This is a genomic window from Streptococcus sp. CCUG 71758 (genome assembly GCF_011714815.1).
Classification (GTDB): Bacteria; Bacillota; Bacilli; order Lactobacillales; family Streptococcaceae; genus Streptococcus; species Streptococcus halitosis.
On sequence record NZ_RXXO01000002.1, the window covers coordinates 320,701 to 343,969 of the forward strand.

The window sequence follows — 23,269 nt, forward strand, 5'->3', positions numbered from 1 at the left end:
GGAGTTTTTGTCCAGCCTTGTTTATTTATTTGCGATACAAGCGATCGTATTGGTAGAATGGGTCAAAGGTTACGTTGATACCTAGTTTGCGAAGGACATTCTTGTCTTCATCGGTCAGGATGATGGTTGAGTGAGCTTCGCTTCCTTTGAGATTCCCAAGTTCCTCCATGGCACGCGCAGCGTCAGGATTTTCCATAGCTGTGATTGCAAGAGCAATCAGGATTTCATTTGAGTGGAGGCGAGGATTGCGGCTACCTAGATGATTGATTTTAAGACCTTGAATTGGTTTGACAACTTCAGGCTCGATGAGTTTCACTTCCTTAGCAATGTCAGCTGATTTCTTAATAGCGTTGATCAAGGCAGCAGCTGTGGGACCAAAGAGTTCTGAGTTTTTACCAGTGACGATTTCCCCATTTGGCAATTCGAGTGCTAGGGCAGGTCCGCCAGTTTCTTCCGCCTTTTGACGTGCTGCGACAGCAACCTTACGGTCTGCAGGTGTGATGCCGAGGTCGTTCATGAGCAGTTCAATCTTCTTGACAGCAGTTTCTCCGACTTTTTCAGCTTTAAAATCAAGAACTGTTTGATAGTAACGGCGAATGATTTCTTGTTTTGAAGCTTCGATAGCAGCTTCATCATCTGTAATAGCGAAACCAACCATGTTGACACCCATGTCTGTTGGTGAAGCGTATGGAGATTCACCAAGTATACGTTCCAACATACGTTTAAGTACTGGGAAGATTTCAATATCACGGTTGTAGTTGACAGTGGTTTCTCCGTAGGTTTGGAGATGGAAAGGGTCAATCATATTGACATCATCAAGGTCTGCGGTTGCAGCCTCGTAGGCCAAATTGACTGGATGATGAAGGGGCAGGTTCCAAACTGGGAAGGTTTCAAACTTAGCGTAACCAGACTTGATGCCATTAAGTTGGTCGTGGTACATATTGGACATACAAGTTGCTAATTTTCCAGAACCAGGTCCAGGAGCCGTCACGACGATCAAGTTGCGACTGGTTTTGATATAGTCGTTTTTCCCCATACCTTCAGAAGAAATGATGTGGTCCATATCCGTCGGGTATCCTTTAATTGGATAATGAAGATAGGAATCAATCCCGTTTTTATCTAACTGGTTGCGGAAGGCATCTGCAGCGGGTTGGCCAGCGTATTGTGTGATGACAACGGAACCAACAAAAATTCCTAATTCATTGAATTTATCAATCAAACGAAGAACTTCTTGGTCATAAGAAATGCCTAGGTCGCCACGCGCTTTAGAATGCTCGATGTTGCTTGCGTTAATGGCAATCACAACTTCAACCTGCTCTTTCAATTCTTGCAAGAGCTTGATTTTATTGTCAGGCTCATAACCAGGAAGGACACGAGCAGCGTGGAAATCTTCTAACATTTTGCCACCAAACTCCAAATAGAGTTTGCCGTCAAATTGGTTGATGCGCTCCAAAATGTGGTCGCGCTGTAGATTCAAATATTGTTCAGAACTAAAAGCTTGTTTTTTCATTTTTTTACCTCTGACCTCTATTATAATAAAAAATTGGAAGATAGGAAACTACGGAGTCAAAAAAGAAATCAAAAAGATTAGGCAAACGCTTGCACTAAGTTTAAAAAAGCGCTATCATAGACTATAGATTATTAAAATAATGAGGTAAGAAGATGCAAGAAAAATGGTGGCATAATGCCGTAGTCTATCAAGTCTATCCCAAGAGTTTTATGGACAGCAACGGAGATGGAATTGGTGATTTGCCAGGAATTACTAGCAAGTTGGACTATCTAGCTAAGTTAGGGATTACAGCTATTTGGCTTTCTCCTGTTTATGACAGTCCGATGGATGATAATGGCTACGATATTGCTGATTATCAAGCAATTGCAGCTATTTTCGGGACTATGGAGGACATGGACCAACTCATCGCAGAAGCTAAGAAGCGTGATATTCGAATTATCATGGACTTGGTGGTCAATCATACCTCAGATGAACACGCATGGTTTGTCGAGGCTTGTGAGAATCCTGATAGCCCTGAGCGTGACTACTATATCTGGCGGGATGAGCCTAATGATTTGGAGTCTATCTTTAGTGGGTCTGCTTGGGAATACGATGAAAAGTCGGGTCAATACTATCTCCACTTTTTCAGTAAGAAACAGCCTGATCTCAACTGGGAGAATGAAAAACTGCGCCAGAAAATTTATGAGATGATGAACTTCTGGATTGATAAAGGAATTGGTGGTTTCCGTATGGATGTTATTGACATGATTGGAAAAATTCCTGATGAGAAAGTAGTTAATAATGGTCCTATGCTCCATCCCTATCTCAAGGAAATGAATCAGGCAACTTTTGGGGATAAAGATCTCTTGACGGTGGGAGAAACTTGGGGAGCAACGCCAGAGATTGCTAAACTCTACTCGGATCCAAAGGGACAAGAATTGTCTATGGTCTTCCAGTTTGAACATATCTGTCTTCAATATCAGGAAGGGCAACCTAAGTGGCACTACCAAAAAGAGTTAAATGTAGGGAAATTAAAAGAGATTTTTAACAAATGGCAGACAGAGTTGGGAGTTGAAGACGGCTGGAATTCCCTCTTTTGGAACAACCATGACCTTCCTCGCATCGTCTCTATCTGGGGAAATGACCAAGAATACCGTGAAAAATCCGCCCAAGCCTTTGCAATCTTGCTTCATCTCATGAGAGGGACTCCTTATATCTACCAGGGTGAGGAGATTGGGATGACCAACTATCCGTTTGAAACCCTGGATCAAGTAGAAGATATTGAATCCCTCAACTATGCGCGTGAAGCTCTTGAAAAAGGCGTTCCGATAGAAGAAATCATGGATAGTATCCGTGTCATCGGTCGTGACAATGCCCGTACTCCAATGCAATGGGATGAGAGTAAAAACGCTGGCTTCTCAACAGGTCAACCGTGGTTGGCAGTTAATCCAAACTACGAAGAAATCAACGTTCAAGAAGCACTGGCAAATCCAGATTCTATTTTCTATATTTATCAAAAACTCGTTCAAATCCGCAAGGAAAACAGTTGGCTGATTCGCGCTGACTTTGAATTGCTTGATACGGTTGATAAGGTCTTTGCCTATATTCGTAAAGATAGAGACCGTCGTTTCTTAGTTGTGGCTAACTTGTCCAATGAAAAACAAAACTTTTCAGTAGAAGGAAGAGTTAAGTCAATCTTGATTGAAAACACTACTGCTAAAGAAGCAGTTGAAAAACAAACCTTGGCTCCATGGGATGCTTTCTGTGTGGAACTAACGGATTAAAATAAGTGAACCTCAAGTCTTTGATGCTTGAGGTTCTTTTACTAAAAAAATATGTAGAAAAGTCTTTAAAAATATTTGTTAGAATTTTCTAAAAAATCTGTCGAAAGCCCTTGCTTTTATGAAAAAATAGGGTATAATGGTGAAAACACTATCTTTAAGGAGATTACTTATGAGATCGAAAAAGTGGCTCTTAGGAGCAGGTGCCGTCCTGAGCACAGCCCTTCTTTTAACTGCTTGTGGGCAAAGTGAAAAGAAGGCTGATGCACCCAAGACATTCTCTTATGTCTATGCTATGGATCCATCATCTTTGGACTATAGTGTGACGAGCAAGAGTTCAACTTCTGACGTTATAGCGAACGTCGTCGATGGCCTTTTGGAAAATGATAAGTATGGAAATTTAATTCCATCGCTTGCAGAAGACTGGTCCGTTTCTAAAGATGGCTTGACCTATACCTACAAACTTCGTAAGGGTGTAAAATGGTATACTTCTGAGGGAGAAGAGTACGCTGAAGTCAAGGCTCAGGATTTTGTTACTGGTCTAAAACACGCAGCTGATGGGAAATCAGATGGTCTTACTTTGATTCAAGATTCTATCAAAGGATTAGCTGCCTACATCAGTGGAGAAAGCAATGACTTTTCTACAGTAGGAGTCAAGGCTGTTGACGATTACACGGTAGAATATACGCTCAACAAGCCAGAAAGTTTCTGGAACTCTAAAGTCACAACTGCGACCATGCTTCCAGTAAATGAAGAGTTTTTGAATTCTAAAGGGGGCGACTACGGTGCGCCAACTCCATCAAGCATCCTTTATAACGGTCCTTATTTCTTGAAATCATTGACTTCAAAATCAGCCATTGAATATGAAAAGAATCCAAATTACTGGGATAAGGACAATGTTAAGATTGACAATGTCAAATTAACTTTCTACGATGGATCTGACCAAGAATCTTTGATTCGTAGCTTTACACAAGGTGCCTATACAACAGCTCGTCTCTTCCCAACAAGCTCAAACTTTGAGTCAACTAAAAAAGAGTATGGCGATAAGATTGTTTACAGTCCACAAGAAGCGACAAGCTACTATCTTACTGTTAACGTAAACCGTCAATCTTACAATAAAACAGCCAAAACAGACGAAACTCAAAAAACATCAACGAAAGAAGCTCTTCTCAACAAGAACTTCCGCCAGGCGCTGAACTTTGCTCTTGACCGTCATTCTTATACTGCTCAGTTGAATGGTGAAGAAGGTGCAGACAAGATTATCCGTAACAGCCTAGTGCCTCATGACTACGTTCAAGTGGGCGAAAAAACCTTTGGAGAGTTGGCGCAGGCAGAGCTCGTTTCATATGGAGACCAGTGGAAAGATGTAGCCCTTACAGATGGCAAGGATACGATTTACAGCCCTGAAAAAGCCAAGGCAGCCTTTGCTAAAGCTAAGGAAGAATTGCAGGGCAAGGGGGTTACTTTCCCAATCCATTTAGATATCCCGGTTGAACAAACAGATGTAATCGCGGTTCAACAAACTAACTCACTCAAGCAGTCTATCGAATCATCACTTGGTACTGAAAATGTCATTGTCGATGTTCTTCAAATGACCGATAATGAAAAAATGAGCATTACGTCTCAAGCCAAAGTTCCATCCCAAAAAGACTATGACTTGAACGGAACTGGTTGGGGACCAGACTATCAAGACCCAGCTACCTACCTCAATATTCTTGATGCCAAGAAGGGTTCTGCCCTTAAACACTTGGGGATTACTCGCGGAAAAGATCCAGAAGTGATGGCTCAAGTCGGTCTAGACGAATATAAGAAACTCTTGGATGATGCCGCAGCTGAAACAAGCGACCTCAATAAGCGTTACGAAAAATATGCTAAAGCTCAAGCTTGGGTATCGGATAGTTCACTTTTAATCCCAGTTGCTTCTTCAGGTGGTTCTCCAACTGTTAGCCGTACTGTACCATTCACAAAAGCATACTCTCAAGTCGGAATCAAGGGAGACCCATTTGTGTTCAAAGGTTTGGAGTTGCAAAATGACGTTGTGACTGCAAAAGAATACGAAGAAGCCTTCAAGAAATGGCAACAAGAAAAAATCGAGACAAATGCCAAATACCAAAAAGAACTTGAAAAACACGTCAAGTAATCTATAAATAGAAAAGGAAGTTGCAGGAAACTGTGCTTCCTTTTTTGTTTTAGACACCAGTTGTCATAAAGGCAGTAACTTTACATTTTTGAATAAATTTGATAAAATATGGTTATGTTATAAAAACTGACATAAAGGAGTGAATGATGATCAAACTGAAAAAAAGACTAATCGGGACAGGTCTTGTCTTAGCGACAGGGATTTTGCTCTCTGCATGTGGACAGTTCAACACAAATACTAGCACTTATTCATCAACATTTAGTGCGAATCCAACAACTTTTAACTATCTTCTAGATTATTATGCAGATAACACTGCCGTTATTACCAATCTCGTAGATGGTTTGTTAGAAAATGACAGCTATGGGAACCTCGTACCTGCTCTTGCGGAGGATTGGTCTGTTTCATCAGATGGTTTGACCTATACCTACAAGCTTAGAAAAGATGCCAAGTGGTATACAGCTGATGGTGAGGAATATTCTTCAGTTAAAGCTCAGGATTTTGTCACTGGGATCAAATATGCCGCGGACAACAAGGGGCAAGCCATGGATCTGATCCAAAATTCAATCAAGGGATTGAATGACTATGTGACGGGTGTGACCAATGACTTTTCAACTGTCGGTGTCAAAGCCTTGGATGATTACACAGTCGAGTACACTTTGACTCGACCAGAACCGTACTGGAATTCAAAGACAACCAATAGTATCCTTTTCCCAGTCAACGAAGAGTTCTTGAAATCAAAGGATAAAGATTTTGGTACCTTGACACCAGACAGCATCCTTTATAACGGTCCATATCTGTTAAAAGATTTCACATCAAAATCTTCGATCGAATATGTGAAGAATCCACACTATTATGACCATGATAAAGTGACCATTGAAAAAGTTAAGTTAGCTTACTTTGATGGGTCAGATCAGGAGATGACCATTCGAAACTTTGAAAGTGGTGCTTACTCGATTGCAGGAGTCTATCCAAATAGTTCGAACTATGCTAAGACAAAAGAAAAATACCAAGACAATATCGTCTATAGTTTACAAGACAAGACATCTTGGTACTTTAACTTTAACGTCAACCGCAAAACCTATAATCATACCGCTAAAACAACGGATGAACAAAAGAAATCAGCTCAAACAGCTATCTTAAATAAAAATTTCCGTCAAGCTATCAACTTTGGTATTGATCGAACAGCCTACTCTGCTCAATCTAACGGTGAAGAAGCAGCGAGCAAAACCCTTCGTAATACTCTAGTTCCTCCAACATTTGTCCAGGTGGGAGATAAGACCTTTGGAGAAGTAACAGCTTCTAAGCTTGTGAACTACGGAACTGAGTGGTCAGGTATCAATTTGGCAGATGCTCAAGATGCCTACTTTAACAAGGAAAAGGCCCAAGCAAAATTTGCGGAAGCTAAAAAGGAATTGGAAGCCCAAGGCGTGACTTTCCCAATCCATTTGGATGTCCCTGTTGATCAGACGAATAAAAATGCGGTCTCTGGTATGAACTCGGTCAAACAAACCCTTGAAACAGTACTAGGTTCTGACAATATCGTCATTGATGTTCAACAGCTTTCTACAGATGACTTTGGAAATGTTGCCTTCCTAGCACCAAATCCAGCAGCTCGTGACTACGACCTAAACTTTGATGGTTGGGTTGGTGATTACCAGGATCCATCAACTTATCTAGACCCCTTCAATGCTGAAACTGGCTTCTATCTCAAGATTTTTGGTCTTGATGCCAAGGAAGACCAAGAGCTCATTAAGAGTTTAGGGCTCGATACCTATACACAACTCCTGAAAGAAGCAGATGCTGAGAATAAAGATGTCACTAAGCGTTATGAAAAATACGCTGAAGCTCAAGCTTGGATGATTGACAATTCTCTAGTTATATCTGCTATGTCAAATGGTGGTACAGCCTCTGTAACCAAAGTAACTCCGTTTACACGTGCCTACTCCCTAGTGGGAATCAAGGGTGACGGAAATAATTATAAGTACATGAGATTACAAAAAGACCCTGTTACCAAGAAACAATTTGATGAAGCCAAGGCTAAGTGGGAAGAAGAAAGTAAAAAAGCTATCGAAAAGAGCCAGAAAGAGTTTGAAAATCATATCAAATAAAAACAGAAATGGGGCCCCATAATAAGGGGCCTTGTTTTTGTTTTATCAAGGATTCCGTTAATAGAAGTCATAAATTCAAAATATAGCTAAGAAAAAATGAATGAAAACGCTGATATTAGCAGGAATGGATGGAATTTCTTTCATGATTGTGATATAATAATTATAATTATTAGCGTGTATAGGGGATTACCATGAGTAGACGTTCAAAGAGAAATCGTTCAGGAAATGTGAAGCGAAGTATTAATATAGCCTTATTAGCCATTTATTTATTATTGAGTGGCTCTTTGTTGTTCTTAATTTTTAGACATAATATCCTAGCCTTTAGGCATCTCAATATCTTAGCTACTGTTCTAGTTTTACTATCTGCTGTCGTAGCTCTACTTTTAATAGTATATAAGAAAGCCGAAAAGTTCACGATTTTCTTTTTGGTACTTGCGGTGTTGACTAGTTCGGTTTCGCTATTTGCTCTGCACCAATTTGTGGGCTTGACTAATCACATCAATGCGACATCAAACTACTCAGAGTATTCGATGAGTGTTGTGGTTTTAAAAGATAGTGAAATTAACAACGTTACCCAGTTGGAGAGTGTGACAGGTCCGACTGAAACGGATAATGACAATATCCAAAAATTGATAGCGGATATTAAGACGACTCAGAGCAAAGACTTGGCGGTTGAACAAAGTGTATCTTACTTAGCAGCCTATAAGAGCTTGATTTCAGGTGATGCGAAAGCGATTGTCTTGAACAGTGTCTTTGAAAACATCATTGAAGCAGAGTATCCAGATTATGCTTCGAAGATTAAGAAAATCTATACGAAAAAACTAACCAAGGATGTTGCGGCACCAAAGGTATCTAAAAATCAATCCTTTAATATTTATATCAGTGGTATTGATACTTACGGACCCATCAGTTCAGTTTCACGTTCAGACGTCAACATCTTGATGACTGTAAATCGAGATACTAAGAAAATCCTTCTCACCACAACACCTCGAGATTCTTATGTTCCGATCGCGGACGGAGGAAATAATCAAAAGGATAAATTGACTCACGCGGGGATTTATGGGGTGGACTCATCGATTCATACCTTGGAAAACCTATATGGAGTTGATATTAACTACTATGTTCGTTTGAATTTCACCTCTTTCTTGAAATTGATTGACCTTCTAGGTGGTGTGGATGTTTATAATGACCAAGATTTCACTTCTTTGCATGGGCAGTACCATTTTCCTGTCGGGAATGTCCATCTAGACTCTGAAAAAGCCCTTGGTTTTGTCCGCGAACGCTACTCTCTAGCGGATGGAGACCGCGACCGCGGTCGGAACCAGCAAAAAGTCATTGTCGCCATCATTCAGAAGTTAACATCAACGGATGCTTTAAAGAATTATGACAACATTATTCAAGGATTGCAAGATTCTCTTCAAACCAATATGCCTTTGGAAACCATGATGGACTTGGTTAATACACAGTTGGATAGTGGCGGTCAGTATAAGGTCAATTCCCAAGACTTAAAAGGAACTGGTAGAACGGATCTTCCATCCTACGCTATGCCAGATAGCAACCTCTATATGATGGAAATTGATGAAAGTAGCTTGGCTACAGCCAAGGCAGCTATCAAAGATGTGATGGAGGGCAAGTAGCATGATAGACATCCATTCACACATTGTTTTTGATGTGGATGATGGTCCAAAGTCGATAGAGGAGAGTAAAAACCTTTTAAGAGAAGCCTATAGTCAAGGGGTCAGGACCATTGTTTCCACCTCTCATCGTCGGAAAGGGATGTTTGAGACACCAGAAGAGAAAATAGCAACTAACTTTTTGAAAGTTCGCGAAATGGCCAAGGAGGTGGCAGATGATCTTGTCATCGCCTATGGCGCAGAAATATACTATACGCCAGATGTTGTCGAAAAATTGGAAAAGAAATTGATTCCAACCCTCAATGATAGTCACTATGCTTTGATTGAGTTTAGCATGAATACACCCTATCGAGATATACATAAAGGACTGAGCGATATTCTCATGTTAGGGATTACACCAGTTGTTGCCCATATTGAGCGTTATGATGCTCTAGAAAATAATGAAAAGCGAGTTCAGGAACTGATTGATATGGGGTGCTATACCCAGGTCAATAGTTCTCATGTCTTGAAACCAAAACTCTTTGGAGAAACCTACAAATTCATGAAAAAGAGAGCTCAGTATTTCTTGGAACGTGATCTAGTTCACGTCATCGCTAGTGATATGCATAACTTGGATCGCAGACCACCTCATATGGAAGAAGCCTATGATATCATTGCTAAAAAGTATGGCGAAGATAAGGCGAAGGAACTTTTCAAAGATAACCCACGAAAAATAATAATGGATCAATTAATTTAGGAGAAACAATGAAAGAACAAAATATGATGGAAATTGATGTATTTCAATTGCTTAAAATTCTTTGGAAACGGAAAGTTCTAATTGCACTGGTAGCAATCGTAACTGGGGTAGTAGCCTTTGCCTATAGTAGCTTTATCGTGAAACCTGAATATACCAGTACGACACGTATCTATGTAGTTAATCGTAATCAGGGAGATAAGCCTGGATTGACAAACCAAGATTTGCAAGCAGGATCTTACTTGGTTAAAGACTATCGCGAAATTATTCTATCACAAGATGTTTTGGAGAAGGTCGCAACGGATTTGAAACTGGATCTTCCTTCAAAAGGTTTGGCTAGTAAAATCAAGGTGACCGTACCGGCTGATACACGTATCGTATCGATCTCTGTTACAGATCGTGCGCCTGAAGAAGCAAGTCGTATCGCCAACTCATTGAGAGAGGTTGCAGCTCAAAAGATTATAAGTGTTACACGGGTTTCGGATGTGACGACACTCGAAGAGGCTCGCCCAGCAACCTCACCATCTTCACCAAACATTCGTCGTAATACCATGATTGGATTTCTCGCTGGAGCGGTTGTGATGATTGTCGCGGTTCTCCTTATTGAACTCTTAGATACACGCGTTAAACGACCAGAAGACGTTGAAGATGTTATGCAAATTGCATTATTGGGAGTTGTTCCAAATTTGGATAAATTGAAATAGGAGAGAAAAATGCCAACGTTAGAAATTGCACAAAAAAAATTAGATTTGGCAAGAAAAGCAGAGGAGTATTACAATGCGCTTCGTACCAATATACAATTGAGTGGAAATAACTTAAAAGTTATTTCAATTACATCAGTAAAACCAGGGGAAGGGAAGTCAACTACTTCTACCAATATTGCTTGGGCCTTTGCGCGTGCTGGATATAAGACGCTTTTAATTGATGCCGATATCCGTAATTCTGTCATGTCAGGTGTTTTTAAATCACGTGAAAAGATTACGGGATTAACAGAATTCTTATCAGGGACAACAGATTTATCACAAGGGTTATGTGATACGAATGTTGAAAACTTGTTTGTCATTCAAGCTGGTTCCGTTTCTCCAAATCCAACAGCTTTGTTGCAAAGTGAGAATTTTAAGACTATGCTTGATACTTTGCGAAAGTACTTCGATTATATCATTGTGGACACTGCTCCTATCGGGGTTGTGATTGATGCGGCTATCATCACTCAGAAATGTGATGCTTCGATTTTGGTGACTGCAGCTGGTGAAACAAATCGACGTGATATCCAAAAAGCCAAAGAACAATTGGAACAAACAAGTAAACCATTCTTAGGGATTGTATTAAATAAATTGAATACCTCGGTTGAAAAATATGGATCATATGGAGCTTATGGCTCTTACGGGAAAAAATAAGAGATAGCTTAGGGAAGATATTATGGAAGAAAAAGGATTGAAGATTACTTTGGCGGTAATCCAGAGTTTTCTTGTCATTATATTAGCTTATTTACTTAGTTTTGTAAGAGAAACAGAGATTGTGAACACCTCTGTTATCATCTTGTTCATTCTGCATTTTGTTGTTTTTAGCATTAGTGATTATGAGCGCGATTTTTTTAAAAGGGGTTATTTGGCTGAGTTTATCAGCACTACAAAATATATCGTTTTCTTTGCTTTAGCTATCAGTATTTCAAACTTCTTTTTAGAAGATCGTTTTAGTATCTCTAGACGAGGCATGATTTATTTTTTGACAATACATTCTATTTTGTTGTATTTGTTGAATCTGTGCATTAAACGCTATAGGAGACGTATCTTTCCAAATTTCAAGGGGAGTAAAAAGATATTCTTGATAACAGCTACTTCCAGAGTTGAGAAAGTTGTAGATAGACTGATAGAGTCGGGAGATATTTTTTGGGAATTGGTGGCGGTCAGTGTTTTGGATCAGCCTAATTTTCAGCATGCATCCGTAACCGTTGTACCTGCAGAGAACATCTTAGACTTTGCTACCCATGAAGTTGTTGATGAAGTTTTTATCAATTTACCAAGTGAAAAGTACGACATCGGGGAGTTCATCTCTCTTTTTGAAACAATGGGAATTGACGTGACAGTCAACCTGAATGCTTTCAATAACTATCTAGGTAGCGATAAAAAGATTCGCGGAATGGCAGGCTTGAATGTCATTACGTTTTCTACAAAATTTTATAAGACAAGCCATGTCATTGCTAAACGCTTCATTGATATCATAGGTTCAATTATCGGACTACTTATTTGTGGATTGGTGAGTATTGTTTTGGTTCCGGTGATTCGAAAAGATGGCGGACCCGCTATTTTTTCTCAAACTCGTATCGGAAAAAATGGTCGACATTTCACTTTTTATAAATTTAGATCTATGTGCGTGGATGCTGAGAAAAAGAAACAAGAGCTCCTTGCACAAAATACCATGCAAGGTGGTATGTTTAAAGTCGATGATGATCCTCGTATAACAAAGATAGGGAGATTTATCCGTAAGACCAGTCTAGATGAGCTCCCTCAGTTTTGGAATGTTTTAATGGGAGATATGAGTTTGGTTGGAACACGTCCCCCAACAGTTGATGAGTATGAAAAATATACTCCTGAACAGAAACGTCGTCTTAGTTTTAAGCCAGGAATTACTGGCCTATGGCAGGTGAGTGGACGTAGTAAAATCACGGACTTTGATGATGTTGTCAAGCTGGACGTTGCCTACATTGATGATTGGACCATCTGGAAAGATATTGAAATATTGTTAAAGACCGTCAAAGTGGTATTTATGAGAGAAGGGGCGAAGTAAGAAATGAAAAAAGTCATAACATATGGAACATTTGATTTGTTGCACTATGGTCATATTAATCTTCTTAAAAGGGCTAAATCGTTAGGCGATTATTTAATTGTTGTTATTTCAACTGATGAATTCAACTGGAATGAAAAACAAAAAAAATGTTATTTTACATATGAACAAAGAAAAACACTCGTAGAGGCTGTTAGGTATGTTGATTTAGTAATACCCGAAGAATCCTGGGAACAAAAAGTGACAGATGTCCATGAATATCACATAGATACCTTTGTTATGGGAGATGATTGGAAAGGGAAATTTGATTTTTTAGAGAAGGAAGGAGTTGAAGTGGTCTATTTACCACGGACTCCTGAAATCAGTACAACTGAAATCAAGAATTCATTGGCAACTAGAGAATATTAAAAACGGAGTTTGAGATAACTATATGACAGATGAATTAGAACAGTTACATAACTTAGAACTTTTGTTAGCTTCAGAAGTGTTAAAAATATGTGAAAAATATAATTTAAAAATCGTGATGCTAGCAGGAACTTTTCTAGGAGCTATACGCCATAATGGATTCATCCCGTGGGACGATGATATGGATTTTGGTATGCCAAGAGAGGATTTTGAAAGATTTAAAGAATTATGTGTTTCGGATTTGGATAGGGAAAAATATTTTCTACAGACAGATCAAACAGATTTGAATTATCCATTTAATTTTGTGAAACTACGTCTCAATAATACACATGTTTCTGAGGAATTTTCTTTAGATGCAAATGTTCATGATGGAATTTATATTGATATTTTTCCGATTGATGATATCTGTCCTAAGCCTTTTAGACGATTCATTCAACTTAAAGGATTTTGGTTATTCCGAAATCTATTATGGATAAAATGTGGATATGGGGACAACGATAGAAAAAAACGATTAGCGTATAAGCTAGCTAAGCTTGCCACACATGTGTTCTCAATATCTTTTTTGAAAAAGATGAAGGAGAAGTGTATATTACTAGGGCAGAGTACCAATGCTGATAATGTAGTGGTTAGTGATGGTAGTTATGGAATAAAGAAAGAAACTTTTCCCAAAGTGTGGTTAGACGAAGTTGAAAGTTATTCCTTTGAGGATATAAAATTATGGGGAATGAAGAATTATAAAGCATACTTAAAACATATGTATGGTGACTATATGCAGCTTCCACCTGAGAATCAACGAAATCATCACAAACGAATTAAAATTGATTTTGGGCCATACGTAGAAAAATAGGAGAATTCATAACTTTGTCTAAAAAAGAGATAAAACTTTGTCTAGTAGGATCTAGCGGTGGACATTTAAATCATCTCTATCTATTGAAACCATTTTGGCAGGATAAAGATAGACTATGGGTTACTTTTGATAAAGAAGATGCTCGAAGTATTTTATCAAATGAAAAATGTCATTATTGCTATTATCCGACTAATCGTAATATAAAAAATCTAATAAAAAATACATTTCTTGCTTTAAGAATATTATATAAAGAAAGGCCAGATGTTATCATTTCATCCGGGGCAGCGGTTGCAATACCGTTCTTTTATTTAGGTAAAATCTTTGGTGCTAAAACTGTTTACATAGAAGTATTTGATCGTGTAGACGCTCCGACAATGACTGGCAAAATAGTATACCCTGTTACAGATAGATTCATTGTCCAATGGGAAGAAATGAAAAAAATCTATCCCAAGGCAATCAATTTGGGAGGAATTTTCTAATGATTTTTGTAACTGTCGGTACGCATGAGCAACAATTTAATAGACTAATAAAAGAGATTGATGAATTGAAAGAAGAGGGCGTCATTACGTCGGATGTATTTATCCAAGTTGGTTTTTCAGACTATCAACCTCGATTTTGCAGATGGGAACGTTTTCTTTCATATGATGAGATGAATAACCTAATGGAAAAAGCGGATATAGTTATTACTCATGGTGGTCCTGCTACATTTATGAATGTTATTGCTAAGGGGAAAAGACCAGTAGTTGTTCCGAGAAGAAAAAAATTTGGAGAACATGTGAATGACCATCAGTTAGATTTTTGTAATAGGATTGTTCAGGAGGGATATGATCTAGTAGTCATAGAGGATATTAAAAAAATCCGAGAATATCTGAATCCATCTAGTAGTATTGCCGTTAAATCTAATAATGAATGTTTTGTACAACATTTTTCAAATTTGATTGCAGAATTAGTTGAGTAAAAATGACGAAGAGCATAGAAGGAGACACTTGATGAAAATTTTGCATATTCCAACAGGAGGTTTGTTTTCTGATGGGATTGGAACATTTATATATTCATACCTCGAATACATGGACTTGAGTGAAATTGAAGTGACGATTCTAGCTACTAATAAACCGTTGTTAGAAGATAAATTAAAATTTCAAGTATTAGGTGTTCAGATTGTAGAAATTGAAAGAAAGAAATCCTCAATACTGGCATATATGAGAGAATTCCTTGAACTCTTAAAAGTAGGAAAATACGATGTTGTACACGTTCACGGGAGTAGTGCTCTTATGTCAATTGAATTGTTTATAGCAAAAATTATGGGAGTTCCTGTAAGAATAGCGCATAGTCATAATACAACGTGTAATCATATTCTACTAGACAGAATGCTACGTCCTTTTTTTTACACTTTATATACTCAATCTTGGGCGTGTGGTGAAAAGGCAGGAGAATGGCTTTTTAAGGATAAACGATTTAAAGTTATACATAATGCCAGGGATGTAGAAAAATATAGTTTTAATCCTCATCTTCGCCGAGTATTTCGGACAACGCATTCATTAAAAGAAAATACACTTGCATTAGGACATGTAGGTAGATTCAATATTCAAAAAAATCATACATTTCTTTTGGATTTAATGGATGAAATGAAATGTAAGCAGAAGGATGTAAAATTGTTTTTGGTCGGTGAAGGAGAAAAAGTAGAGGATGTTAAGAGATATGTAAAAGAACGAAAATTGGAAAATTCAATTGTTTTTTTGAATCGGTATTCGGATATGCAATCGTTTATCTCTGCTATGGATATAATGCTATTACCGAGTTTATACGAGGGGTTGCCTTTAGTTGCTATTGAGTGGCAAATTAATGGAATTCAATCTATTCTTTCAACGACAATTTCTGATGAGTGCATCTTCACAAATAGTATCCAACAATTACCAATTGATAACGTAAGTACTTGGATAAAAGCTATTGAAGATTTTTCATATATAAACAGATTGGAAAAATCTAGAGAAAATATTGACCTAGCTCAAAAATCAAACTATGATATCAGAATTGAGGCTAAAAAATTAGAGAATGAGTATAAAAAGTTGATTGGGGAGTAAGAATACAATGAATATATCAATTGTATTATCAACATTTAATGGTGATGAATATATTGTTGAACAGTTAGATACTCTAAGAAATCAAACCCGCCTTGCTGAGGAAGTATTGATTAGTGATGATGCATCTACAGATGATACTGTTCAAATAATTGAAGATTATATTGCTAAATATAAGTTGGATAATTGGTCTATAAAAAAAAATAAAGAGAATCAAGGATGGAAGAATAATTTTGCCATGTTATTAGAGGAGGCGAAAGGAGATATCGTTTTTCTTTGTGATCAAGATGATATTTGGCATTTAGATAAAATTCAAAAAATGTCTAAGATTATGGAAAATAATGATAAGATTTTGTTGTTAGCCTCTAATTACACACCTTTTTATGTTGGTGATGGTGTCAAGATTAAATTGGATAAAAGTGATTTGGATAATAGTGAGGCAGTGTATCAACCAAATTTTTTAGATAACTTCTTTCATATTAGAAGGCCAGGGTGTGTTTATGCGGTGAACAAAAAGATTATTCCATATTTTTTAGAAATCCGAAGTAACGAAGATGCACATGATGCCTTGTTATGGAGGCTAGCTTCGCTTCTTAATGGGTTATACATTTACTCCTACTCTACTATCGATTTTAGAAGACACGATAGCAACGCGACTGGTAGCAGAGAAAGAAGTTTCCTAAGGAGAAAAGAGCAGGTTATTTATTATGATGATTTGCTTCAGAGATTAGATAAATTTAGTAAACAACATAATTTATCACTTTCAAATGAACAAATTAGTGTTTTGAACGACTACATTCTATGGGGAAAAAATCGAAGAGAACTATTTATGAAAAAGAATGTATTTATATTTTTTAAATTATTTAAATATCATAAGTTGTATTGGTCGTTCAGGTCATATATTACTGATTTTATAGTGTTATATATGAAGGAGTAATTCTAGTAATGTTAAAGAGTATTAGTGAAAGTAAAGGGGGGATTCAAAGTGAGTCCATCAAGAGTTAAAACTGATGTAAAATTGAATGAGTTTCTTTTTGGATTAGCTTTTTATCCTTGGCTAATAGCATGGCTGTTTACTTCGACCTTTTATAAAGATTTTATACATCCTTATGGAATAATAAAAATTTGGGAGTATGTGGGGTTGTTTTTTCTGTTACTTAAATTTATGTTAGGTAAATCTAAGATAAAATCGATAATCATTACTCCAATTATACTTCTTATAGGTTTTATTGTAAGTTATGATAATGGTAACGCCTCCTTTGTAGCATATACTTTGACTCTTATATATTCTTCAAGGGATATTAATTTTCGTAATTTGGTAAGGAATACAATGTTCTGCCAGATTGGAGTTGTAGGAACTGTTGTAGTAAGCTCTTTACTTGGTATTATTCCAAACGAGCTAACCTTAACATATTCAGGAGGTGTGATCCGCTCACGGTATGGGCTAGGTTTTAATTACACATCATTTACTCCGAATTATTTCCTGAGTATATTGCTGGAATATGTGTATTTAAAAGGTGAAAAATATTGGACAATAAAAGAGCTTTTTATTTGTGTACTATTAAATATAGTTATTTATAAATACACAGATACCCGTCTTACTTTTATTATGGTATTTATCCTTCTTTTGATATCGTTTTCGAGAAGATTTATATCAATCAATATGAATTTTAAATTTCTGAAATATTTACTTACTCTTATTTATCCAATTATGGCGTATATGACTTATTGGCTGACAGCAAAATTTGATAGTAGAAATAGTTTATTATCTTTAATAAATAACTTATTGAGTCAAAGGTTGAGATTTGGTCAAGAAGGTTTAAGGAGATACCCTCTAAGATTATTTGGAACTCATGTTCAATGGGATACTTCGGCAAATTCTTATTTTTATGTAGATTCGTCGTACATCAATATACTTATAAGCTATGGAACAATAATTTTTTTCCTTATGTTAATAAGCTATTCAATTATAATGAGAAAAGTTATAATTAATCAAAATAAAACTTTATTGATTGTGTTAATTTTTTGGTCAGTAAGAGCTTGTATTGACCCACAATTATTTTTATTGTGGTTTAATCCATTTTTGTTTTTAATTGCGAGAACGTTTTTAGATGAAAGAGAGGGAATTGGAGATGATATCACTTATATGCGTATCGAATAATTACGATAAGTTAAATACAATTCTTAAATCATCTTTATCTAGACAAAAAGATGTTAAATATGAACTTATTATAGTGGATTCCAATAAATATGGATTTAATTCTGCTGCTGAGGCTTTGAATTTTGGAGGCAAACAAGCAAAAGGTGATTATCTATTTTTTGTTCATCAAGATATTAGTTTTCAAGATGACTTTGAGTTAGCAAAACTAGAATCTTATTGTAGAAATTTCATATTTGGAGTAGCAGGAGTAGCAGGAGTAAAGAATATTGAGGGAAAGGTCGTCAGTTTTTCAAATATCTTCCATGGGGACCCGAAAACAAAGGCGGCTAGTAAATCTATAAGTACCCCTGTTGAAGTTGATGCAATTGATGAGTGTTTGATTATTATTCCGAAAAAAGTTTTTAGTACGAATCAATTTAGTATAATCGGTCCTACCTGGCATTTATATGGAACAGACTATGCATTACAGATGAAGTTAATTAATTTGCCAGTATTAGTTTTTCCAAGTGAGTTATGGCATGTGTCAGATGGGAAATCTTTAAACCTTAATTATTTTGATGCGATACAATGGTTATTGAAAAAATACTCTAAAAATTATTCAGTAATATACACTTTTTTTGGAGTTTGGCCAAGTAATCCTATTCTATTAAAATTTAAATGTCTTTATAGAAAATTAAGGTTTTATATTAAGGGAGTGTAATGGAAGTGAAGCTATACGTCGCAACACATAAATCTTATAATCAAGTTCAAGACCAGGACCTATATATCCCTATATTGGTGGGCGCGAATAAGAATATTGGAGAAAAGAATTATTTAAGAGATAATCAGGGAGATAATAATATTTCTGATAGAAACTTTACATTTTGTGAATTAACAGGATTGTATTGGATTTGGAAAAATTCTAAAGATGATATTGTTGGTTTATGCCATTATAGACGTTATTTTGGGAAAAACAAGCGTTTTTTTAAACAGAATTCTATTTTAACAAAGAATGATATTCTAAAACAATTAAATGATTATGATGTAATATTACCATCAAAGGGTATGAACGAGTATAATGGGTATACCGCTGAAGAGTTTTTTAACAAGAATCACGATCATGAAGTTTGGGAAATGTGTAGACAGATTATTTCAGAAAACAATAAAGATTACCTTGATGCTTTTAATTGGTTTTCTAAAGAAAAAACAGGATACTGTTATAATATGTTTATAATGTCTAGAGAAATGATGGATGAATATTGCAGTTGGTTATTTCCGATTCTTTTTGAACTAGATAAGAAGATTGATTATTCAAGATATGATAGTTACAATACTCGTATGATTGGTTTTGTTGCTGAACGTTTAATTAACGTATGGGTACGTAAGAAACAACTAACTGTAAAAGAGTTTCCAGTTTTTTCAACAGAAGAACCAGGATTCTTACAAAGAATTCAGAAGAAACTATTTAATAAGTAGTAGTTTATTTATAAAAGTAGATTGTTAATAAATCTTTCAAGGCGCTATTCCCTCTTTTCTAATTAAGTTTTATTGCACTGTCCTTATAAATACTCCTAGAAAGACTAAGTTAATTAAAGATGAAGATTTTAAAGAATTATGTTTATAATTTGTCATATCAGATACTAGTAGTTGTTCTCCCAATAATAACTACACCCTATATTACTAGAATCTTTAGTTCTCAAGAGTTAGGTGATTATGGATATTATAGTTCTATAGTAACTTACTTTATATTGCTCGCTACTTTAGGTGTCGCCAACTATGGGACCAAGGTGATTTCTGGACATCGTAATGAGATTAATAAAAACTTTTGGGGTATCTACTTTTTACAATTAGGTGCTACAATCCTTTCAATCTCCTTATATTGTATTTTTTGCGTTAACCTTCCTTCAATGCAAAACCCAGTAGCCTATATTTTGGGATTGAGTTTAGTTTCTAAAGGTTTAGATATTTCCTGGCTTTTTCAAGGGTTAGAGGATTTTCGTAAAATTACTGTTCGAAATATTACGGTAAAACTCGTTGGGGTAATCTCGATTTTCCTGTTTGTCAAATCTACTAACGACCTTTACCTTTATGTGTTCTTATTAACAATATTTGAGCTATTGGGACAATTAAGTATGTGGTTGCCGGCCCGAGAGTTTATTGGGAAGCCCCATGTTGATTTAGAATACGCTAGGTACCATTTGAAACCAATTATTTTATTATTTCTTCCTCAGATAGCAATCTCTTTATACGTTACTTTAGATCGTACGATGCTTGGAGTTTTAGCCTCTACAAAAGATGTAGGAATCTATGATCAGGCACTTAAATTGGTGAATATTTTATTAACCTTGGTAACGTCATTGGGGAGCGTCATGTTGCCTCGAGTTGCTAATTTATTAGCAACAAACAATCATGAAGAAGTCAATAAGATGCATGAGATTTCATTCCTAGTTTATAATTTGATTATTTTTCCGATTATGACAGGTATGTTGATTGTTAATGACGATTTTGTTCAATTTTTCCTTGGTCAAGATTTTCAAGATGCACGTTTCGCGATAGCAATCATGATCTTTAGGATGTTCTTTATCGGCTGGACCAATATTATGGGAATTCAGATTTTAATTCCACATAATAAAAATAAAGAATTTATGATTTCAACAACGGTTCCCGCAATTACCAGTGTGGGATTAAATTTGTTGTTTCTTCCCAAACTTGGTTATATGGGGGCTGCAATTGTCTCGGTCTTGACTGAAGCCTTTGTTTGGGCAATTCAACTGTTCTTTACTCGCAAATATATAAAAGATGTTCCGATTATCGGATCGATGATGAAGATCATTCTAGCATCAGCTATTATGTATGGCCTCCTACTAGTTTCAAAAACAGTTATACATTTTTCGCCAATCGTAAATGTTTTAGCATTTGCTGTGATTGGTGGAATCATTTACCTTTTTGCGATTCTATCTCTAAAAGTGGTAGATGTGAAAGAATTAAAACAAATAATTAGGAAGAATTAGAATGCGCAAATATCGAAATATTAACTTAGATCTACTAAAAGTACTTGCATGTGTTGGTGTTGTTCTACTCCATACAGCGATGGGTGGATTTAAAGAGACAGGTTCATGGAATTTTTCGACATATTTATACTATTTAGGAACCTATTCTATTCCTTTATTTTTTATGGTTAATGGTTATTTATTGTTAGGAAAGAGAGAGATTACCTATTCCTATATACTGCAGAAAGTAAAGTGGATTCTAATAACAGTATCGTCATGGTCAGTAATCATTTGGCTTTTTAAACATGACTTTACAGTTAATCCAATTAAAAAAATTATAGGTTCTTTGATACAAAAGGGGTATTTCTTCCAGTTTTGGTTTTTTGGTGCACTCATAATTATTTATATATGTTTGCCTGTTTTGAAAAAATTCCTTAATTCAAAAAGAAGTTATTTATACATCCTATCTGTATTACTAGTTGTTGGCTTGATTTTTGAGTTAACAAATATTGTACTTCAAATGCCAATACAAACATATGTTATACAAACCTTTAGGTTATGGACTTGGTTTTTCTATTATCTTTTAGGTGGCTTTATAGCTCAATTTGACAAAGATACTATCAAAAATAGGTTTAAGAGATGGATGAAAATAATCGTAGTACTTTTGTTCCTGGTTTCGCCTTTAATATTATTTTTCTTAGGAAGAACCACTTACCATAATTTTTTTGCTGAATATTTTTATGATCTTCTATTTGTAAAAGTTGTAAGTTTAGGAATTTTTCTAACTATATTCTCACTTGCATTGAATCAAGATAACAACAAATGGATTGTTTTTCTTTCTAATCAAACCATGGGAGTTTTTATAATACACACTTACATTATGAAGTTGTGGGAAAAACTATTTGGTTTTAGTTTTGTAGGAGCATATTTACTTTTTGCTATATTTACTTTAAGTGTTAGTTTCATTATTGTTGGAATGTTAATGAAAATCCCTTATTTCAATCGAATTGTTAAATTATAAAAAGGAGAACAAAATGTACGACTATCTAATCGTTGGTGCTGGTTTGTCGGGAGCAATTTTTGCTTATGAAGCGACCAAGCGTGGGAAAAAAGTAAAAGTGATTGATAAGCGTAATCATATTGGTGGTAATATCTACTGTGAGGACGTTGAAGGTATTAACGTTCACAAGTACGGTGCCCACATTTTCCATACTTCAAACAAAAAAGTCTGGGATTATGTAAATCAATTTGCTGAATTTAACAACTATATCAACTCGCCTATAGCCAATTACAAGGGCAGTCTTTACAATCTTCCTTTTAACATGAATACTTTCTATGCTATGTGGGGAACCAAGACTCCTCAAGAAGTGAAAGATAAGATAGCTGAACAAACGGCTCATATGAAAGATGTTGAGCCTAAAAACTTGGAAGAACAAGCTATTAAGTTGATTGGTCCGGATATCTATGAAAAGTTGATTAAGGGATATACTGAAAAACAATGGGGACGTTCTGCAACAGACCTCCCACCATTTATCATTAAACGCTTGCCAGTTCGTTTAACCTTTGATAATAATTATTTTAATGACCGTTATCAAGGGATTCCAATTGGGGGTTACAACGTTATCATCGAAAATATGCTGAAGGATTTAGAAGTAGAACTTGGCGTTGACTTTTTTGCCAATCGTCAAGAATTAGAGACTTCTGCTGAAAAAGTTGTCTTTACAGGGATGATTGACCAATACTTTGATTATAAGCATGGTGAGTTAGAATACCGTAGTCTTCGTTTTGAGCATGAAGTTCTATATGAAGAAAACTATCAAGGAAATGCAGTTGTTAACTATACAGAGCGTGAAATTCCTTATACTCGCATCATTGAACACAAGCACTTCGAATACGGAGCGCAACCAAAGACAGTTATTACGCGTGAATATCCTGCTGACTGGAAGCGAGGTGATGAGCCTTATTATCCAATCAATGATGAGAGAAACAATGCTATATTTGCTAAATATCAAGAAGAAGCGGCACAGAATGATAAGGTGATTTTCTGTGGACGTTTAGCAGATTATAAATACTATGATATGCATGTGGTAATCGAACGTGCTCTGAATGTGGTAGAGGAAGAGTTTAGTAATTGAAAAAT

At 36.1% G+C, this 23,269-nt stretch carries 21 protein-coding genes; 20 read left to right on the forward strand and 1 reads right to left on the reverse strand.

All coding sequences use genetic code 11. The annotated features are described in order from the left end of the window. Positions 1-25: 25 nt before the first annotated feature. Entirely contained in the window at positions 26-1,510 is a 1,485-nt protein-coding gene (locus EKB01_RS05075) for a DUF1846 domain-containing protein (protein WP_167265910.1), read from the reverse strand. 152 nt (positions 1,511-1,662) lie between these two features. On the opposite strand from EKB01_RS05075, the gene EKB01_RS05080 reads away from it, so the two are divergent. The 20 genes from EKB01_RS05080 to glf all read left to right on the forward strand — a co-directional run bounded on the left by EKB01_RS05080 (position 1,663) and on the right by glf (position 23,264). Next, on the forward strand, positions 1,663-3,273 hold the full coding sequence (locus EKB01_RS05080; protein WP_167265913.1) for an alpha-glucosidase: 1,611 nt from the start codon (positions 1,663-1,665) through the stop codon (positions 3,271-3,273). Positions 3,274-3,442: 169 nt separating this feature from the next. After that, on the forward strand, positions 3,443-5,410 hold the full coding sequence (locus EKB01_RS05085; protein WP_167265916.1) for a peptide ABC transporter substrate-binding protein: 1,968 nt from the start codon (positions 3,443-3,445) through the stop codon (positions 5,408-5,410). A 146-nt stretch (positions 5,411-5,556) separates the two neighbouring features. After that, complete coding sequence (locus tag EKB01_RS05090) at positions 5,557-7,518, forward strand: peptide ABC transporter substrate-binding protein (RefSeq protein WP_167265918.1); 1,962 nt, start codon at positions 5,557-5,559, stop codon at positions 7,516-7,518. 191 nt (positions 7,519-7,709) lie between these two features. Continuing rightward, positions 7,710-9,155, forward strand: coding sequence for an LCP family protein (locus EKB01_RS05095; RefSeq protein WP_167265921.1), 1,446 nt, complete (start codon positions 7,710-7,712; stop codon positions 9,153-9,155). Between the two features lies 1 nt (position 9,156). Continuing rightward, on the forward strand, positions 9,157-9,888 hold the full coding sequence (gene cps4B, locus EKB01_RS05100; RefSeq protein WP_000565337.1) for a capsular polysaccharide biosynthesis protein Cps4B: 732 nt from the start codon (positions 9,157-9,159) through the stop codon (positions 9,886-9,888). An 8-nt stretch (positions 9,889-9,896) separates the two neighbouring features. Further along, positions 9,897-10,589, forward strand: a complete 693-nt coding sequence (gene cpsC / locus EKB01_RS05105; RefSeq protein ID WP_000664132.1) for a capsular polysaccharide biosynthesis protein CpsC — start codon at positions 9,897-9,899, stop codon at positions 10,587-10,589. 9 nt (positions 10,590-10,598) lie between these two features. Beyond that, the gene (locus tag EKB01_RS05110; RefSeq protein ID WP_001142501.1) at positions 10,599-11,282 is read left to right on the forward strand and encodes a tyrosine-protein kinase; all 684 of its coding nucleotides are present in this window, start codon (positions 10,599-10,601) and stop codon (positions 11,280-11,282) included. 22 nt (positions 11,283-11,304) lie between these two features. After that, on the forward strand, positions 11,305-12,672 hold the full coding sequence (locus EKB01_RS05115; RefSeq protein WP_142357876.1) for a sugar transferase: 1,368 nt from the start codon (positions 11,305-11,307) through the stop codon (positions 12,670-12,672). Positions 12,673-12,675: 3 nt separating this feature from the next. Beyond that, on the forward strand, positions 12,676-13,077 hold the full coding sequence (gene tagD, locus EKB01_RS05120; RefSeq protein ID WP_000756020.1) for a glycerol-3-phosphate cytidylyltransferase: 402 nt from the start codon (positions 12,676-12,678) through the stop codon (positions 13,075-13,077). Positions 13,078-13,099: 22 nt separating this feature from the next. Beyond that, positions 13,100-13,921 (forward strand): LicD family protein, encoded by an 822-nt coding sequence (locus EKB01_RS05125; protein ID WP_084852704.1) that lies wholly within the window; start codon positions 13,100-13,102, stop codon positions 13,919-13,921. 29 nt (positions 13,922-13,950) lie between these two features. Then, a complete protein-coding gene (locus tag EKB01_RS05130) occupies positions 13,951-14,400 on the forward strand; it encodes a UDP-N-acetylglucosamine--LPS N-acetylglucosamine transferase (protein WP_025172328.1) in 450 nt (149 codons plus the stop codon). Continuing rightward, positions 14,400-14,879 (forward strand): glycosyltransferase, encoded by a 480-nt coding sequence (locus tag EKB01_RS05135; protein WP_061598026.1) that lies wholly within the window; start codon positions 14,400-14,402, stop codon positions 14,877-14,879. The genes EKB01_RS05130 and EKB01_RS05135 overlap by 1 nt, the downstream gene beginning before the upstream one ends. A 31-nt stretch (positions 14,880-14,910) precedes the next feature. Continuing rightward, entirely contained in the window at positions 14,911-16,002 is a 1,092-nt protein-coding gene (locus EKB01_RS05140) for a glycosyltransferase family 1 protein (protein WP_049479870.1), read from the forward strand. A 7-nt stretch (positions 16,003-16,009) separates the two neighbouring features. Beyond that, positions 16,010-16,936 carry a glycosyltransferase gene (locus tag EKB01_RS05145; RefSeq protein WP_084853497.1) on the forward strand — a complete coding sequence of 309 codons (927 nt, stop codon included), beginning with the start codon at positions 16,010-16,012 and terminating at the stop codon, positions 16,934-16,936. Between the two features lie 48 nt (positions 16,937-16,984). Then, complete coding sequence (locus tag EKB01_RS05150) at positions 16,985-18,160, forward strand: hypothetical protein (protein ID WP_125080837.1); 1,176 nt, start codon at positions 16,985-16,987, stop codon at positions 18,158-18,160. Beyond that, positions 18,132-18,860 carry a glycosyltransferase family A protein gene (locus EKB01_RS05155; RefSeq protein ID WP_061598025.1) on the forward strand — a complete coding sequence of 243 codons (729 nt, stop codon included), beginning with the start codon at positions 18,132-18,134 and terminating at the stop codon, positions 18,858-18,860. The genes EKB01_RS05150 and EKB01_RS05155 overlap by 29 nt, the downstream gene beginning before the upstream one ends. Continuing rightward, the gene (locus EKB01_RS05160; RefSeq protein ID WP_109289648.1) at positions 18,860-19,615 is read left to right on the forward strand and encodes a DUF4422 domain-containing protein; all 756 of its coding nucleotides are present in this window, start codon (positions 18,860-18,862) and stop codon (positions 19,613-19,615) included. The genes EKB01_RS05155 and EKB01_RS05160 overlap by 1 nt, the downstream gene beginning before the upstream one ends. A 119-nt stretch (positions 19,616-19,734) precedes the next feature. Then, a complete protein-coding gene (locus tag EKB01_RS05165; RefSeq protein ID WP_061598024.1) occupies positions 19,735-21,150 on the forward strand; it encodes a flippase in 1,416 nt (471 codons plus the stop codon). A 1-nt stretch (position 21,151) separates the two neighbouring features. Further along, a complete protein-coding gene (locus tag EKB01_RS05170; RefSeq protein WP_109289649.1) occupies positions 21,152-22,150 on the forward strand; it encodes an acyltransferase family protein in 999 nt (332 codons plus the stop codon). 13 nt (positions 22,151-22,163) lie between these two features. Beyond that, positions 22,164-23,264 (forward strand): UDP-galactopyranose mutase, encoded by a 1,101-nt coding sequence (gene glf / locus EKB01_RS05175; protein WP_084852698.1) that lies wholly within the window; start codon positions 22,164-22,166, stop codon positions 23,262-23,264. Positions 23,265-23,269 lie beyond the last annotated feature (5 nt).

Coding starts and splice junctions, on each gene's coding strand:
- EKB01_RS05075 (WP_167265910.1), bottom strand. CDS start 1,510: ATGAAAAAACAAGCTTTTAGTTCTGAACAATATTTGAATCTACAGCGC.
- EKB01_RS05080 (WP_167265913.1), top strand. CDS start 1,663: ATGCAAGAAAAATGGTGGCATAATGCCGTAGTCTATCAAGTCTATCCC.
- EKB01_RS05085 (WP_167265916.1), top strand. CDS start 3,443: ATGAGATCGAAAAAGTGGCTCTTAGGAGCAGGTGCCGTCCTGAGCACA.
- EKB01_RS05090 (WP_167265918.1), top strand. CDS start 5,557: ATGATCAAACTGAAAAAAAGACTAATCGGGACAGGTCTTGTCTTAGCG.
- EKB01_RS05095 (WP_167265921.1), top strand. CDS start 7,710: ATGAGTAGACGTTCAAAGAGAAATCGTTCAGGAAATGTGAAGCGAAGT.
- cps4B (WP_000565337.1), top strand. CDS start 9,157: ATGATAGACATCCATTCACACATTGTTTTTGATGTGGATGATGGTCCA.
- cpsC (WP_000664132.1), top strand. CDS start 9,897: ATGAAAGAACAAAATATGATGGAAATTGATGTATTTCAATTGCTTAAA.
- EKB01_RS05110 (WP_001142501.1), top strand. CDS start 10,599: ATGCCAACGTTAGAAATTGCACAAAAAAAATTAGATTTGGCAAGAAAA.
- EKB01_RS05115 (WP_142357876.1), top strand. CDS start 11,305: ATGGAAGAAAAAGGATTGAAGATTACTTTGGCGGTAATCCAGAGTTTT.
- tagD (WP_000756020.1), top strand. CDS start 12,676: ATGAAAAAAGTCATAACATATGGAACATTTGATTTGTTGCACTATGGT.
- EKB01_RS05125 (WP_084852704.1), top strand. CDS start 13,100: ATGACAGATGAATTAGAACAGTTACATAACTTAGAACTTTTGTTAGCT.
- EKB01_RS05135 (WP_061598026.1), top strand. CDS start 14,400: ATGATTTTTGTAACTGTCGGTACGCATGAGCAACAATTTAATAGACTA.
- EKB01_RS05140 (WP_049479870.1), top strand. CDS start 14,911: ATGAAAATTTTGCATATTCCAACAGGAGGTTTGTTTTCTGATGGGATT.
- EKB01_RS05145 (WP_084853497.1), top strand. CDS start 16,010: ATGAATATATCAATTGTATTATCAACATTTAATGGTGATGAATATATT.
- EKB01_RS05155 (WP_061598025.1), top strand. CDS start 18,132: ATGATATCACTTATATGCGTATCGAATAATTACGATAAGTTAAATACA.
- EKB01_RS05160 (WP_109289648.1), top strand. CDS start 18,860: ATGGAAGTGAAGCTATACGTCGCAACACATAAATCTTATAATCAAGTT.
- EKB01_RS05165 (WP_061598024.1), top strand. CDS start 19,735: ATGAAGATTTTAAAGAATTATGTTTATAATTTGTCATATCAGATACTA.
- EKB01_RS05170 (WP_109289649.1), top strand. CDS start 21,152: ATGCGCAAATATCGAAATATTAACTTAGATCTACTAAAAGTACTTGCA.
- glf (WP_084852698.1), top strand. CDS start 22,164: ATGTACGACTATCTAATCGTTGGTGCTGGTTTGTCGGGAGCAATTTTT.